The following is a 14,449-nucleotide window of genomic DNA, read 5'->3' as shown; positions in this document are numbered from 1 at the left end:
GGCCCGGCGATGCCGGGGAGGGCGCGCGACGCCGCGCGCACCCGTGCCGCGCTGCTCGCGGCGGCCGCCGAACTGTTCGCCGAGCGCGGCTTCGACCGCACCACCGTGCGACAGGTCGCCGCCCGCGCCGGCGTGAACCAGGCGTTGCTCTTCCGCTACTTCGGATCCAAGGAGGAGCTGTTCGCCGAGGTCCTGGCGGCCCAGGGCGAGGAGTTGCTGGCGGGCCCGGACGAGACCCTGGTGCACCGGGTGCTGGCGAACATGCTGGAGGACAACGACAGCGGGCGAGTGCCGCACGCGCTGCGGGCGTTGCTGCGCTCCGCCGGCCACGAGCGCGCCGTGGAGCTGCTGCGGGAGACACTGGGCCGGGAGTACGGCGGTCGGCTGTCCGCCCTCACCAACGAGCCGGACGCCGCGTTGCGGGCCGACCTCGTCCTGGCCTGGTTGCTGGGCATCGGGCTGCTCCGTACGGTCCTGGACAAGGAACCGCTGGCCAGCGCGGATCCAGGACACGTGCGGGAACTGGTCGTGCGGGCGACCCGCCAGCTGCTGGAACAGGTGGGCCGGTCGGCGGCCACCGAGACGGGCGATTGATCACCGGTCCGTGTCGCCATACGTTGCCTGGAGGTAAGCGACCGCTTACTTCGAGGGGGCTGAAGCTCATGGACACCGGTGTCGCCGCCCAATCCCTGGCATATCCCTTCGGGAACGGCCGCGGGCTCGACCTGGAGGAACAGTACGCCCGGCTGCGCGACACCCCGGGCCTGGCGCGGGTCCGCCTGCCCTACGGCGACGACTGCTGGCTGGCGACCCGCTACGCCGACGTCCGGCTGGTGCTCGGCGATTCCCGCTTCAGCCGGCAGATGGCCGTCGGCCCGGCCGTGCCGCGCACCACGCCGCAACAACCCGGTGCCGGTGGCATTCTCAACCTCGACCCGCCCGACCACACCCGCGTGCGCCGGCCCGCCACCAAAGCGTTCACCACCCGCCGGGTCGAGCTGCTGCGGGAGAGCACCAGACGCATCGCGGAACGCCTGGTCGACGAGATGATCGAGTACGGCTCGCCCGTCGACCTGGTCGAGCACTACGCGTTGCCACTACCGGTGTCGGTGATCTGTGACCTGCTCGGCGTCCCCTACGCGGACCGTGCCGACTTCCGCACCTGGTCCGACGCCTTCCTGTCGACCACGCTGCTCCCGCCGGAGACGGTGGGCGACTATGCCGGGAAGCTGTGGGCCTACATGGGGGAACTGGTGGCGCGTCGCCGGGTTGCACCGGCCGAGGACCTGATCACCGCCATGGTGCAGGTCCGCGACGAGGCCGGAGATCTCCAGGAGCAGGAGCTCGTTCAGCTGCTCGCCGGGCTCCTCGTCGCCGGCCACGAGACCACCGCCAGCCAGCTGCCCAACTTCGTCTACGCCCTGGACCGGCACCGTGACCAGTGGGAGCTGCTCCGCCAGCAACCCGAGCTGGTGCCCCGAGCCGTGGAGGAGCTGATGCGTTGGGTGCCGCTCGGGGTGTCCGCGTCCTTCCCCCGTTACGCCAAGGAGGACCTGATGGTGGGCGACCACCTGGTGCAGGCCGGGGAGCCGGTGCTCGCCTCCATCGGCTCGGCCAACCGGGACGAGCGCGTCTTCGCTCGGCCGAACGAGATCGACATCACCCGTGGGGACAACCCGCACCTCGGCTTCGGCCACGGCGTCCACCACTGCCTGGGCGCGCAGCTGGCGAGAATGGAGCTGCAGGAGGGGCTGGCCGCCCTCGCCCGCCGCCTGCCGACGCTGCACGTCGCGGTCGCCGAGGAGGAGCTGGCCTGGAAGGACGGCATGCTCGTACGGGGCTTCCGCGAGCTGCCGGTGAGCTGGTGAGGAGTGCGGACGTGGACCGGCGACGGTGGCAGGTCGAGGTGGACCGGGATGCCTGCATCGGCAGCGGGATGTGCGTGGGGACCGCCCCGGACGCGTTCGACCTGGTCGAGGGGCGTTCCCAGCCGCTGGCCGAACGGATCGAGCCGGATGAGCAGGTGCTGGCCGCGGCAGAGTCCTGCCCGGTGGAGGCCATCCGCGTCACCGACGTCGATACCGGGCGGCAGCTGGCACCGCCCGCGGACTAGCTCGGCGCTAGACGCGTACGACGACCTGGTCCAGTGACTTGCGCACCAGGTCCGGCACCACCGCGTCCTCGGCCGGGTAGCCCACCGGGACCACCGCGAACGCCTTCTCGTTGCGCGGCCGACCCAACACCTCCGACAGGAAGCGCATCGGGCTCGGCGTGTGCACCAGCGCGGCCAGGCCGGACAGGTGGAGCGTGGTCAGCAACATGCCCACCGCGATGCCCACCGACTCGTCCACGTAGTAGTGCTTGTAGGTCGAGCCGTCCGGCCGCAACGCGAACCGCTGCTGGAAGACCACGATCAGATGCGGTGCGTCGGTGAGGTGCGGCTTGTGCTCATCGGTGCCCAGCGGCCGCAACGCCGCCAGCCACTCCTCGCCCAGCCGCCCCGAGTAGGAGATCCGCTCCTCGTGCTCGGCGGCCTCCCGGATGCGCCGCCGCATCTCGGGATCCTGGACCAGCACGAACGTCCACGGCTGCTGGTGTGCGCCGGACGGGGCCGTGTTGGCCACCGCGATGGCGTCCAGCACCAGCTGCTCGGGCACCGGGTCCGGGGCGAACATGCGCACCGTGCGCCGCTCGTCCATCCGCTTGCGCAGCTCGCTGGAACGGGCCAGGGACTCGGCCAGCGGCAGCCGGTGCGGCCGGTAGGGGACCGCGCGGTAGGGCTGGCCGTGCATCGGGGTCCAGGTCCTCATGGCCGGAGTATGTCCGCTGCCACACCACCCCCATGACACCCGAAAGGGTGAGGTGGGGATCACCATGAGGTCGGCGTGATCGGGGGCCGGTCCGCGCGTCCCCCTGCTGCCGGGTCGATCGGGGGGTGGTCCGGACCGGCCGGTTCGACCCCCAGCAACCGGCCGGCGCGTCCGAACCGTTCCCTCTCCGTCTCGTAGGCTCACAACCCATGTCCGGAGCAACGGCCGAGCGTCCCGCCGGAGAGGCCGCCCGCCGCCGTCTCGGCGTGATGGGCGGCACGTTCGACCCCGTGCACCACGGCCACCTCGTGGCGGCCAGCGAGGTGCAGGCACGGTTCCACCTCGACGAGGTCGTCTTCGTGCCTACCGGGCAGCCGTGGCAGAAGACCGGGCGCGCGGTCAGCGCGGCCGAGGACCGCTACCTCATGACGGTCATCGCCACCGCCTCCAACCCCCGGTTCTCCGTCAGCCGCGTGGACATCGACCGCGGCGGCGTCACCTACACCATCGACACCCTCAGTGACCTGCACGCCCAGTACCCCGACGACGAGTTGTTCTTCATCACCGGCGCGGACGCGCTGGAGCAGATCCTGTCCTGGCACCGGGTCGACGAGCTGTTCGACCTCGCGCACTTCATCGGGGTGACCCGACCCGGCTACGAGCTGGACGACACGCACGTGCCGCGCGGCGCCATCAGCCTCATCCAGGTGCCCGCCATGGCCATCTCCTCCACCGACTGTCGGGCACGGGTCGCCGCCAACCTGCCGGTCTGGTACCTGGTCCCCGACGGGGTCGTGCAGTACATCACCAAGCGAAGCCTCTACCGCAACCCCGACGCCTGACCGGACCGGTGAAACCCACACGGTGGGAAATGTTTCCCTCTCCCGTGTGGTTTCGTCGCGAGTAATCGCATGTTGGGTGTCCCTGCCGTACCCATTTCGATTTTCGTCTTCGCTCGGAAGTCGGTTTCGCAACGTTGATGTAGTCGACGTATTGGTCCGCGGTTACGTTGCCCTTGGCCATTCTTCGTGAGAAAGGGGTGGCGTCATGTGCGTTCGGACGTTGATCGCGGCCGGCGTGCTGGTGAGCTGGACCCCACTGATGGGAGCTGGCAGCGCTTCAGCGCAGGACCTGGACTGCGCCGACTTCCCGTACCAGGAAGACGCACAGGCCAAGCTGCTCGAGGATCCACGAGATCCGCATCGGCTCGATGGGGACAACAACGGCATCGCTTGCGAGCACCTTCCTCGAAGAGCGGACCGGGACGACGATGCCGCGCGGCAGCGTCCCGCCGAGGACGGGCTTCCCACCCAGGAGAGGCGTCCTGCCCAGGACGGCCGTTCCGACCGGGACAACGGGCCACCACCCGTGGGCGGTGTGGAAACGGGCGCCGGTGGAGCGGCCGATCCCGGAACCGAACTCCTGGTGCCGGTCGGCTTGGCCGCAGCAGCCACCGTGACGGCCGCCGCTGTCCTGGTGGTGCGCCGGCGGACCGACCGGTGAGTGCGGCCTCGCACAGGATTCCGTGGCGGGAACGTGAGGGGCAGGTGCTGGGCCGGTGGCGGTCGTGCCCGTGCGGCGGCCGTCACCGGCCTGGCCTGGCTCCTGTTCGCGGTTGGCTGCGGTTCGAGTGACCACGCGAACACCGGGGTGCCGGTCGACCCGCAGGCCGCCAATCCGGTCCGAATCCGAATTCCCGTCATTGATGTCAACGCCCCGATTGAGCCGCTCGACCTCACACCCGAGGGAGAATTGCCTCCGCCGAGCACATTTGCTGGTACCGGTTGGTGGCGGGATGGCCCGGAACCCGGTGAGCGTGGGTCCGCGGTCATCGTTGGTCACGTCGACTCCTACCGCGGGCCGGCGGTGTTCTTCCGGGTTCCCGAGCTTTCGCGCGGTGCCGAGATTCTCGTCGACCGCGCGGACGGCACGACCGCCGTCTTCGTGAACGAGCGTGTCGAACGCCACGACAAGAACGCCTTCCCCACCCGCGCCGTCTACGGCGACACGCCCGGGTCCGAACTGAGGCTGGTCACATGTGGCGGTGACTTCGACCACCCCACCCAGCGCTACCGTGACAACGTTGTCGCCTTCGCTCGTCGGACTCACTGACACCGGGTCCGCCACCGCGGGGTAACCGGTGAGCCGCCGGAGGCGGGTACCCTACATAACTCGTCCGGGCACGACCGCGCGGACGGAGAGGAGCAACGTGGCAGCGACCGACGAGGCGCGTCGACTTGCGCTGGTCGCCGCGCAGGCGGCCGCGGACAAGAAGGCCAACGACATCGTCGTGATCGACGTCTCGGAGCGGCTGGTCATCACCGACTGCTTCGTGATCGCCTCCGCGCCCAACGAGCGTCAGGTCGAGGCGATCGTGGACAACATCGAGGAGAAGCTGCGCGCCCGGGGCACCAAGCCCACCCGGCGCGAGGGCACCCGGGAGGGGCGCTGGGTCCTGCTCGACTTCGTCGACGTCGTCGTGCACGTGCAGCACGCCGAGGAGCGCAGCTTCTATGGCCTGGAACGGCTGTGGAAGGACTGCCCGCGGATCGAGTTCGTCGAGGCCGGCGTGCCCGCTGACCAGCTCGCCGGACAGGTGAACGGCGCCGGCGGACAGGACAGCTCCGCGTGAGCCTGACCCGACTCGTGCTGTGGCGGCACGGGGAGACCGACTACAACGCCACCGGCCGGCTGCAGGGCCAGTACGACTCCCACCTCACCGACACCGGGCTGGCCCAGGCGCGCCAGGCCGTGCCCGTGCTGGCCGGGTTCCTGCCCACCACCGTGGTTAGCTCGGACCTGCACCGGGCCGCCGACACCGCCGCCGTCTACGCCGCGGAGACCGGTGCCGACGTGCGGCTGGACAAGCGGCTCCGGGAGACCCACCTCGGCGACTGGCAGGGCCTCACCTACGCCCAGGTCGAGGAGGGCTGGCCAGGTGCGTTGAACACCTGGCGCAGCGACCCGCGCTGGGCCCCACCCGGTGGCGAGGCGCGCGTGGAGGTGGCCGCGCGCGCCGCGGAGGTGGTCGCCGAGCTGGACACCCAGTTCGACGGCACCGCCCTGCTGTGCGCGCACGGCGGGCTCATCAGCGCCCTGACCGGCCGCATGCTCGGCCTGCCGCTCGCGGCCTGGACCCAGCTCGGCGGGATCACCAACTGCCACTGGACGGTGCTCGGCCGGCGCGAGGGCGACAACCGGTGGCGCCTCCTCGCCTACAACGCGGGGCTCGGCGGTTGAGCCGAACCGGTCCGCGGCTGCTGGTGATGGCCGACTCACTGGCGTTCCACGGCCCGACCGGGCCCTGCCCGGCCGACGATCCACGACTGTGGCCCAACGTCGCCGCCGCCCGGCTCGGTGGCACCGCCGAGCTGTTCGCAGGGCTCGGCTGGACCGCCCGTGACGGCTGGTGGGCGTTGACCCGCGACCCGCGGATCTGGGCGCTGCTGCCCGAGGCTGACGTCGTGGTCCTCGCGGTCGGAAGCATGGACACGCTGCCTTCGCCGCTTCCCACGGCACTGCGTGAGGGCATCCGTTACCTGCGCCCGGACCCGCTTCGCAGTTGGGTGCGGCGCGCCTATCTCGCCGCCCAACCCCACCTGGCCCGCCTGCTCCGTGGGCGGCCGGTGGCGTTGCCGCCCAAGACCAGCGTGCGCTACCTGAACCGTTGCGTGCGGTCCGTCCGTCTGCTTCGGCCGGATCTGCCCGTGGTGGGGATCGTGCCGTCGGTGCATCGCGCGCCCGCTTATGCCGGTGTCCACACCGGCCATGCACCGGCGTGTGCTGCTATCCGGAGCTGGGCGAGCCGGGTTGACATCCCGTTGGTCGACCTGCCGGCGCTTGTCGGGCCCGGGTTGGCGGCCGGTGACACGAACCCGGACGGCATGCACTGGGGTTGGCACCTTCATGCCGAGGTAGGCCAAGCATTCGCCGATCTGATCACCCACAGGTTGCAACACGCTTGACCGGGTGGGGTTCGGCGGCACGTAGGCTGGTGACTCGTGCCCGTAGCCGTCGCCACCGACTCGACCGCCTACCTGCCGCAGGGCTTTGCCGACCACCATCACGTCCACGTGGTCCCGCTGCACGTGAACCTCGACGGCAGCGACCGCCTGGATGGTGTGGATCTTGGTCCCGGTGAGCTGACCGCCGTCATGGCCAGGCGCCGGCCGGTCAGCACCTCGATGGCCACCCCGGCGGAGCTGGCGGCGGCCTACAGGAACGCGCTGGGGAACGGGGCGGATGCGGTGGTTGCGGTGCATATTTCGGGCGAGCTGTCCGGCACCGTCGAGGCCGCGCGTACTGCCGCTGCTGAGGTGGGATCCGACGTGGTGCACGTCGTTGACTCCCGCTCCACCGCCATGGGGCTCGGTTTCGCCGTGTTGGCCGCTGCCCGCGCGGCTGCTTCTGGCGCTGATGCGCGGACTGTTGCCGGGATGGCTGGGGATGTGGCGACACGTACGCGCGCCGTGTTCTGCCTGGAGACCCTGGAGTGGCTGCGCCGCGGTGGCCGCATTGGTGGGGCGCGGGCGTTGCTCGGCTCGGCTCTCGCTATTAAGCCGCTGCTGCACGTCGAGGACGGCCGCATCGTTCCGCTGGAGAAGGTGCGCACGACGAGCCGTGCTGCTGCCAGGTTGGTGGATCGGGCCGTCGAGGCGGCGGGGGATGGTCCGGTGGCGGTGGCTGTGCATCACCTTGCGGCAGGGGAGCGTGCCGAGCAGATCGCCGAGAAGCTGCGGTCGCGGCTTCCTCACCTCCGGGAGTGCCACGTTTCGGAGGTGGGGGCCGTGGTCGGTGCCCATCTCGGACCGGGGGCCCTTGCCGTTGTTGTGCTTCCCGGCGGCCTGTGATCGTTGCTGCGCGGGCGGCTTCGCCCTGAACCCAATGTTCCTTGCGCCCGGCGCCGGCGCGCCGGGCCAAGGCGATTTCCGCGGGGTGCCCCATCCGCGCCCGAGACCAATGCCAATGCCGTGCCACTGGCCCAAGGTGGAATCAAGATCAACTAATTTCGGCCGGTGACGCGCGGAAACACGGACGCTCATAGCCTGCTTGATCGCTCGGTGAGTGTCATGGCCCGAGACTGACACGGCTTCTCGCTGCCTCCCGGGTGCCCGTGGCGTCATCGAGACGATCAGCAACCTCTCAGTCTTGCAGAACTGGCAGCTGGCCTTCCATTCCTTCACCCGAATGGGAAGCGAGTTGTCCACAGGGGACGAATCCATCCACAACGTGATCCTGCTTGGGTGCGTCGGTGTTGCGGTCGTCCTAGCGTCGGCGCCATGTTCAACTCGCTGACCTTCCGCAACGACATCGACCTGACCAGGTCCCGACTTGCCGCACTGACCGGGTGTCCCGCTCCTGGCCGCCACCGAATCCGAACCGAAACCGACGACGGTGGTCCGGATCCGCCGACCCCGCAGGGCAAGGAGGACCAGGGCCCCACGCGCTGGGTGCCGGATGCACTCCGGCAGGCACGTATCGACCCAGGCCACCGCGTCGCCATCGTCCTCTGTGTACTCGCGCTGCTCGTCGTGGTCGGCTTCGCCGCCCACATGGTGTTCGGGCGCCCCACTCCGGAACTCGTCCCGCCATTGCCCGCAGCCCAGACCACGGTGCCCAGCTCCGCGGTGCGCCCGGTCGCGCAACAAGACGAACGCATGGTCGTCAGCGTGGTGGGTCGGGTCCACCGGCCCGGTCTCCTCACCCTCCGCGAGGGCGCACGGGTCGCGGAGGCACTGGACGCCGCCGGGGGACTGCTGCCGGACACCGACACCACCGGCCTGAACCTGGCCCGCAAGCTCGCGGACGGAGAGCAGGTCCACGTCGGGATTCCGGTGCCGGGTGGGATGGCGGCGGACGGTGGTGTCCTCGCCGCCGACGGCCCGACCGGCGAAACCACCGGAAAGATCAACCTGAACACGGCGAGCGTCCAGCAGCTCGACGAACTACCCGGGGTTGGTCCGGTGACGGCACAACGCATCGTCGACCGGCGTACCCGAAACGGTCCCTTCCGCAACGTCGAACAGCTTCGTGAGGTCGAGGGCATCGGCGAAACCCGGCTGGCACGCCTCCGTGAGTTGGTGACGGTATGAAAAGCGTCGACCAAGGGGCGATCGCCGTTGTGCGCCAACGGATGGCACAGCTGCGGGCCGCCAAGCAGGCCACGGAAGAACCGGAACGCGTCCTCGACCTACGGCTGGTCCCGGCCGCACTGGCCGCATGGGCGGTCACGCTGCTCGGGCTGTACCTGGGTTGGTGGGCGAGCGCACTCTGCGCTGCACTCGCACTCCCGCTCACGGTGATGCTGCTCTTCCGCCCGAAGAGCAGGACTGCGGCGGGGATGCTGCTGGTATGTGGGATTGTCGTGGCTGTCGCGGCGATCGTCTCGATCCGAGTTCACCACAGCCACGAGCACCCGCTCCGGGACCTGGCGCAACGTGGAACCTTCGCAGAACTGCGCGTCGCGATCGGCGCTGACCCGCGACCACTGCGGACCCAGGGTTACGGTGGTAACCCCGCCGGTGCCGGCCGCGTCGCGGTACCGGCCGAGCTACTTCACGCTGACGTACCAGGTAGCAATGCGATCCCTGGGGACGGGGAGCGCCTGCTACTGCTGGCCCCAGCTGATCAATGGTCCGTCCTGCTGCCTGGGCAACACGTGACGGCGCGCGGAAAGCTGGTGCCCGCCGAGCAGAATGACCTGACGGTCGCTGTACTGAGCGTGCGCGGGTCGCCGGCACAGGTGTCGGAACCGCCCTGGTGGCAGGGCGCGGCCGAGACCCTGCGCCACGGCCTCCGCGAGGCATCCGGGGTGCTGGCGCCGGAACCGGCCGGCCTGGTACCGGCCCTGGTCGTCGGCGACACCCGGAACCTGGCCGAGCGGGTCATCGCCGAGTTCCGCACCGCCGGGCTCACCCACCTGCTGGCGGTGAGCGGCGCGAACCTCGCGATCGTCTGCGGGGCGGTGCTGCTCGCCTGCCGGCTCCTCCGGCTGGGTCCACGCACCTCGGGCCTGCTGGCCGGGCTCGCGCTGGTCGGCTTCGTCATCCTCGCCCGCCCGGAGCCCAGCGTGCTGCGGGCCGCGGTGATGGGGGCGATCGCCCTACTCGCGCTGGTGGTTGGACGGGAACGCTCGGCACTGCCGGCGCTGACCGTCGCCGTCCTGCTGCTCCTGATCGTCGACTCCGACCTCGCGGTCGCACCCGGATTCGCCCTGTCGGTCCTGGCCACCGCCGCGTTGGTGGTGCTCGCACCGCGCTGGACGAAATCCCTACGCAGCAAGGGAGTTCCCGTCGGCATCGCCGAAGCACTCGCCGTCCCGGCCGCCGCACACCTGGCGACCGCACCGGTCGTGGCCGCGCTGTCCGGCCAGGTGAGCATCGTGGCGGTGCTGGCGAACCTGGTGGTGGCACCGGCGGTAGCCCCGGTCACCATCCTCGGAGTCGCGGCGGCAGCCACCGCTCCGCTGTCCACCACGGTCGCCGAGTGGCTGGTCCGGCTGGCCGGACCGCCCGCCCACTGGCTCGTTGCGGCCGGTCGGTGGGCAGCCAAGGTGCCGGGCGGTGAGCTCAGCTGGCCGGCAGGCACCACCGGTGGCCTACTTCTGGCAGCGCTGACGCTCGGATTCCTCGTGCTGCTCCGATTCCAGCGCCTCCGCTCGCTGCTGGCCGCAGGTATGGTCCTGCTCCTGATCATCCTGGTGCCGACCCGGGTGATCCGACCCGGCTGGCCCGTCACCGGCTGGGCAGCGGTGGCCTGCGACGTGGGCCAGGGCGACGCGATCGTCCTGGCCACGACCGAACCGGGCCGAGCGGTCGTCGTCGACACCGGCCCCGGTCCCGGCCCGGTCGACGCCTGTCTCCGGCGCCTGGGCGTGCAGCGGATTCCCGTGGTCGTGCTCAGCCACCTGCACGCCGACCACATCGGCGGCCTGGAAGCCGTCCTGGACGGAAGGGCCGTCGGCGCCGTGGCGGTCGGAACGCTGCGCCACCCGCGCTGGGCGGCACAGCAGGTGGACCGCCTGACCCGACGCGCCGGCGTGCCGGTGCTGGTCATGGAAGCCGGCCACCGCGTGCAACTCCCCGGCCTCCACCTGGAAACCCTGGGCCCGGTGCGACAACCACCGGAACCAGCGGCCGAATCCGACTCCGGCACGCCCATCAACGACGCCTCACTCGTGCTCCGGGCCACCACACCCGCGGGCCGCATACTCCTCACCGGAGACGTCGAACTCGCGGGCCAGAGCGCACTCCTGTCCGACAACGTCGACCTGACAGCCGACGTGCTCAAGGTGCCGCACCACGGCTCCCGCTCGACACTGCCGACATTCCTGGCCGCCGTCCGGCCACGAGTGGCGCTGGTCAGCGCCGGAGCCGGCAATCGCTACGGACACCCGAGCCCGCTCGTCGTCGACGCCTTGACCAGCGCCGGCACCCGTGTGCTCCGCACCGACCAGGACGGCGACATCGCCGTCGTCGCAACCGAACACGGCCCAGCCGTCGCCCGGCGGGGAGAACCCCGTTCCCCACCGCGCTGACACCAACCACGAACAACACCCAAACCACGCGACCACAAACCACACCACCGGGTGGGGGCGGGCAAGGGCCATCCATCGGGGCGGGGGGTCAGGGTCAGGGGCGAGGGGCGGGAGGGAGGGGTGGGGGAGGGGGAAGCCCCCAGACCCATCACACCAAGGCAAGGGCTTTCAGATCAACGAGTCGCCAGCCCGAGACACCATGGTCACCGTTGGAACGGCAGTACAGCCAGAAGTACGGGTCAGCCGCGGAGGGCCTCGCGGACGGCGGCGGTCTGCGGCGGAACGGTCGCGCGGGGACCGACCCGGTCCGCCACGGCATCCAGGGTCTTCAGGCCGTCACCGGTGATCAGCAGGACCGTCTCCGCGTCCGGGTCGAGCTGGCCGTTCGCGATGAGCTTCTTCGCCGTCGCCACGGTGACGCCACCGGCGGTCTCGGCGAAGATCCCCTCGGTCCGCGCCAGCAGCCGGATGGCCTCCACCACCTCGTCATCGGTGACGTCCTCCACGGCACCGCCGGTGCGCTGGACGGCATCCAGGACGTAGGGGCCATCGGCGGGCGCGCCGATCGCCAGCGACCGGGCGATGGTGTCCGGCCGGACCGGCGTCACCACGTCGTGGCCCGCCTTGAAGGCGGCGGACACCGGCGAGCAGCCGGTGGCCTGGGCACCGAAAACCCGGTAGGGGGCGGGCTCGACCAACCCGAGCTCGCCCAACTCCCGGAACGCCTTGTCGACCTTGGTGAGCTGCGAGCCCGACGCGATCGGCACCACGACCTGGTCCGGCAGCCGCCAGCCGAGCTGCTCGGCCACCTCGAAACCGAGCGTCTTGGACCCCTCCGCGTAGTAGGGCCGGACGTTGACGTTGACGAACGCCCAGTCCTCGTGCTCGGCGGCCAGCTCGGTCGCCAGCCGGTTGACGTCGTCATAGTTCCCGTCAACGGCGATCAGCGCGCCGTCGTAGACCGCGGTGGTGAGCACCTTGGCCTTCTCCAGGCTGGACGGGATGAGCACCACCGACTGCCACCCCGCACGCGCCGCTGCGGCGGCCACCGCGTTGGCCAGGTTGCCGGTGGAGGGGCAGGCCAGCACCGTGAAGCCGAGCGTCCGCGCCGCAGCCAGCGCGACGGCGACGACACGGTCCTTGAACGAGTGCGTCGGGTTCCCGGTGTCGTCCTTGACCCACAGCCGCTTCACGCCCAGCGCCGCCGCGAGCCGATCGGCGCGCACCAGCCGCGTACAGCCGGGCTGCGTGTTGGGGTGGTCGTCCACATCGGACGGAACCGGCAACAGCCGGCGGTACCGCCAGATCGAGCGCGGTCCCGCCTCGATGTCCTCCCGCCGCACCGTACCGAAGTTGTAGGCGACCTCCAGCGGGCCGAAACACTCTGCACAGGCGAACTCGGCGGCGAGGGGGATCTGGTGTCCACACTCCCGGCACGCCAGCGCGCCGGCCGGGCCGAGGTCGAAGGTCGTCGTCGTGGTCCCGACGGTGGTCGTCATCGCGAGGTCTCTCCTCATCTTTCCCGCGCGGCGGGCCGGAATTGGCACCGTGGTCGCCGGCTGCCTCGCGTCAGATGTCCCACGATCGGCCGGCACCGGTTGCCGGGGCTTCGTCGGGCCGAGTCCCTCTGCCCCTCTGGATGAGCTGTCGGTGTTCGGTTGTGCCGCACACGCTACGGCACTGTCCCGATCAGCGACCAGCCGCGTCCACATCCCGGGAGTGTCGGTCGCCGTGGGAGGATGCGCGGCGTGAGTGCTCCCGCCGTCACGCCCGACCCGTTGCACCTGGTGCTCGGGGAGGAGGAGCTCCTCGTCGAGCGGGCCGTGCGGGCCGCGCTGGAGGCCGCGCGGCTGGCCGACCCGGAAGCCGAGCTGCGCCGGGTCCGGGTGACCGAGATCACCCCCGCCGAGCTCGCGGAGATGCTCAGCCCGTCGCTGTTCGCCGAGGGCCGGGTGGTCGTGCTGGACGCCGCCCAGGAGGTGGGCAAGGAGATCGCCGAGGCGGTCACCACCTACGCCAAGCAGCCCGCCGACGGCGTCGTGCTCGTCGTGGTCCACACCGGGGGCGGCCGCAGCAAGGCCGCCAAGGACCTGCCCGGGGCACTGCGCAAGGCCGGTGCCCGGCTCACCGAGTGCGCCAAGATCACCAAACCTTCCGAGCGTGAAGCGTTCGTCCGCGATGAGGTGCGTCGCGCCGGTGGCCGCATCGACCCGGCCGGGGTGGCCGCGCTCGTCGAGGCGGTGGGGCAGGACCTGCGGGAGCTCGCGTCGGCGGCCGGACAGCTGGTGGCCGACGCCGGAGGCAAGATCGGCGAGGCCGAGGTGCGCCGCTACCACCGGGGTCGGGCCGAGGTGACCGGGTTCGTCGTGGCGGAGAAGGCGGTCACCGGCGACCGCGTCGGCGCGCTCGAGGCGTTGCGGTGGGCCCTGCACCTCGGCGTGGCCCATGTCCTCATCGCGGACGCGCTCGCCGACGCGGTGCGCACGATCGCCCGAGTGTCGGCGGTGGGCCGGGCGGACCCGTTCCGGCTGGCCGGCGAGCTGGGCATGCCGCCGTGGAAGGTCAAGAAGGCCCAGGCACAGGCCCGCGGGTGGAACCAGGACGGGCTCGCCGCCGCGATGCAGGTCGTGGCCGACCTCAACGCCGAGGTGAAGGGGGTCGCGGCAGATCCTGGCTACGCGCTGGAGCGCGCCGTCCTGCGCATTCTGGACGCCCACCAGCCCCGCTGAGCACGGGCTCGGTCAGCGACACAGAAGTCCTGGGGTACGAGGGCAAGGAGCCCTGCCCATCGACCCCGGCTGGCCGGACTCGGTGCAGGAGGGCCGGGACACACCAGAGCCCAGCCGGCGCGAGTGCGTCGCGGCCTGGGAGCTGAGGAGCTCAGGCACCGGGCAGGACCCTGCGCCATCCGGGTAGAACCTCGGGCCGAGAGTCCGGCAGCAGAGCGGAAAGCAGCGCGAGCCACGATCCACACCCGACCCGCAACAGAAGGTATGCCAAACCCGCCACGGCACCGCAAAACCACGCCCCGAACCGGCTTGTGCGGGAGAAGGCAAACAAAGCTCGGAAATGGTGGGGGAGTCGCGCCCCGGCGTAACCATGG

The 14,449-nt window shown here is 71.0% G+C and carries 15 protein-coding genes and 1 riboswitch; of the genes, 13 read left to right on the top strand and 2 right to left on the bottom strand.

Translation table 11 applies throughout. From position 1 onward, the window contains the following. Positions 1-9 precede the first annotated feature (9 nt). From IEY55_RS12460 to IEY55_RS12450, 3 genes are all read left to right on the top strand, one after another. The gene (locus tag IEY55_RS12460) at positions 10-594 is read left to right on the top strand and encodes a TetR/AcrR family transcriptional regulator (protein WP_189057263.1); all 585 of its coding nucleotides are present in this window, start codon (positions 10-12) and stop codon (positions 592-594) included. A gap of 68 nt (positions 595-662) precedes the next feature. Beyond that, positions 663-1,868 (top strand): cytochrome P450, encoded by a 1,206-nt coding sequence (locus tag IEY55_RS12455; protein ID WP_189057261.1) that lies wholly within the window; start codon positions 663-665, stop codon positions 1,866-1,868. Positions 1,869-1,879: 11 nt separating this feature from the next. Then, positions 1,880-2,113, top strand: coding sequence for a ferredoxin (locus tag IEY55_RS12450; RefSeq protein WP_189057259.1), 234 nt, complete (start codon positions 1,880-1,882; stop codon positions 2,111-2,113). A gap of 7 nt (positions 2,114-2,120) precedes the next feature. Here the strand turns inward: IEY55_RS12450 and IEY55_RS12445 are convergent, their stop codons facing one another. Then, positions 2,121-2,810 (bottom strand): nitroreductase family protein, encoded by a 690-nt coding sequence (locus IEY55_RS12445; protein WP_189057257.1) that lies wholly within the window; start codon positions 2,808-2,810, stop codon positions 2,121-2,123. 209 nt (positions 2,811-3,019) lie between these two features. On the opposite strand from IEY55_RS12445, the gene nadD reads away from it, so the two are divergent. From nadD to IEY55_RS12400, 9 genes are all read left to right on the top strand, one after another. Beyond that, a complete protein-coding gene (nadD, locus tag IEY55_RS12440) occupies positions 3,020-3,652 on the top strand; it encodes a nicotinate-nucleotide adenylyltransferase (RefSeq protein ID WP_189057255.1) in 633 nt (210 codons plus the stop codon). 205 nt (positions 3,653-3,857) lie between these two features. Further along, on the top strand, positions 3,858-4,313 hold the full coding sequence (locus IEY55_RS12435) for a GVDTG sorting domain-containing protein (protein ID WP_189057253.1): 456 nt from the start codon (positions 3,858-3,860) through the stop codon (positions 4,311-4,313). 33 nt (positions 4,314-4,346) lie between these two features. Beyond that, a complete protein-coding gene (locus IEY55_RS12430) occupies positions 4,347-4,922 on the top strand; it encodes a class F sortase (protein WP_229686304.1) in 576 nt (191 codons plus the stop codon). A 97-nt stretch (positions 4,923-5,019) separates the two neighbouring features. Continuing rightward, positions 5,020-5,442: a ribosome silencing factor gene (rsfS, locus tag IEY55_RS12425; protein WP_189057251.1), complete on the top strand. Its 423-nt coding sequence runs from the start codon at positions 5,020-5,022 to the stop codon at positions 5,440-5,442. Beyond that, entirely contained in the window at positions 5,439-6,050 is a 612-nt protein-coding gene (locus IEY55_RS12420) for a histidine phosphatase family protein (RefSeq protein ID WP_189057249.1), read from the top strand. The genes rsfS and IEY55_RS12420 overlap by 4 nt, the downstream gene beginning before the upstream one ends. A 26-nt stretch (positions 6,051-6,076) precedes the next feature. Then, on the top strand, positions 6,077-6,775 hold the full coding sequence (octT, locus tag IEY55_RS12415) for a diglucosylglycerate octanoyltransferase (protein ID WP_189057498.1): 699 nt from the start codon (positions 6,077-6,079) through the stop codon (positions 6,773-6,775). A gap of 36 nt (positions 6,776-6,811) precedes the next feature. Beyond that, positions 6,812-7,660 (top strand): DegV family protein, encoded by an 849-nt coding sequence (locus tag IEY55_RS12410; RefSeq protein WP_189057247.1) that lies wholly within the window; start codon positions 6,812-6,814, stop codon positions 7,658-7,660. 429 nt (positions 7,661-8,089) lie between these two features. Next, the gene (locus IEY55_RS12405; RefSeq protein ID WP_229686303.1) at positions 8,090-8,902 is read left to right on the top strand and encodes a ComEA family DNA-binding protein; all 813 of its coding nucleotides are present in this window, start codon (positions 8,090-8,092) and stop codon (positions 8,900-8,902) included. Between the two features lie 41 nt (positions 8,903-8,943). Next, a complete protein-coding gene (locus IEY55_RS12400) occupies positions 8,944-11,346 on the top strand; it encodes a ComEC/Rec2 family competence protein (RefSeq protein WP_189057494.1) in 2,403 nt (800 codons plus the stop codon). Positions 11,347-11,585: 239 nt separating this feature from the next. Here the strand turns inward: IEY55_RS12400 and thrC are convergent, their stop codons facing one another. Beyond that, on the bottom strand, positions 11,586-12,845 hold the full coding sequence (gene thrC / locus IEY55_RS12395) for a threonine synthase (protein WP_189057245.1): 1,260 nt from the start codon (positions 12,843-12,845) through the stop codon (positions 11,586-11,588). An 11-nt stretch (positions 12,846-12,856) separates the two neighbouring features. Continuing rightward, a riboswitch (SAM riboswitch) is annotated at positions 12,857-12,992 on the bottom strand. A gap of 102 nt (positions 12,993-13,094) precedes the next feature. Between thrC and holA the strand changes: the two genes are divergently transcribed. Beyond that, positions 13,095-14,075, top strand: coding sequence for a DNA polymerase III subunit delta (gene holA, locus IEY55_RS12390; RefSeq protein WP_189057243.1), 981 nt, complete (start codon positions 13,095-13,097; stop codon positions 14,073-14,075). Positions 14,076-14,449: the final 374 nt, after the last annotated feature.

The organism is Longimycelium tulufanense, assembly GCF_014645795.1.
In the GTDB taxonomy this organism is placed as follows: domain Bacteria; phylum Actinomycetota; class Actinomycetes; order Mycobacteriales; family Pseudonocardiaceae; genus Longimycelium; species Longimycelium tulufanense.
This window is presented reverse-complemented; position numbering and strand designations above follow the sequence as displayed.

Bases quoted from the DNA above. Each gene is read 5' to 3' on its own strand.
- IEY55_RS12455 (WP_189057261.1), top strand. From the start codon at position 663: ATGGACACCGGTGTCGCCGCCCAATCCCTGGCATATCCCTTCGGGAAC.
- IEY55_RS12460 (WP_189057263.1), top strand. From the start codon at position 10: ATGCCGGGGAGGGCGCGCGACGCCGCGCGCACCCGTGCCGCGCTGCTC.
- IEY55_RS12435 (WP_189057253.1), top strand. From the start codon at position 3,858: ATGTGCGTTCGGACGTTGATCGCGGCCGGCGTGCTGGTGAGCTGGACC.
- IEY55_RS12405 (WP_229686303.1), top strand. From the start codon at position 8,090: ATGTTCAACTCGCTGACCTTCCGCAACGACATCGACCTGACCAGGTCC.
- octT (WP_189057498.1), top strand. From the start codon at position 6,077: ATGGCCGACTCACTGGCGTTCCACGGCCCGACCGGGCCCTGCCCGGCC.
- IEY55_RS12445 (WP_189057257.1), bottom strand. From the start codon at position 2,810: ATGAGGACCTGGACCCCGATGCACGGCCAGCCCTACCGCGCGGTCCCC.
- thrC (WP_189057245.1), bottom strand. From the start codon at position 12,845: ATGACGACCACCGTCGGGACCACGACGACGACCTTCGACCTCGGCCCG.
- nadD (WP_189057255.1), top strand. From the start codon at position 3,020: ATGTCCGGAGCAACGGCCGAGCGTCCCGCCGGAGAGGCCGCCCGCCGC.
- IEY55_RS12400 (WP_189057494.1), top strand. From the start codon at position 8,944: ATGGCACAGCTGCGGGCCGCCAAGCAGGCCACGGAAGAACCGGAACGC.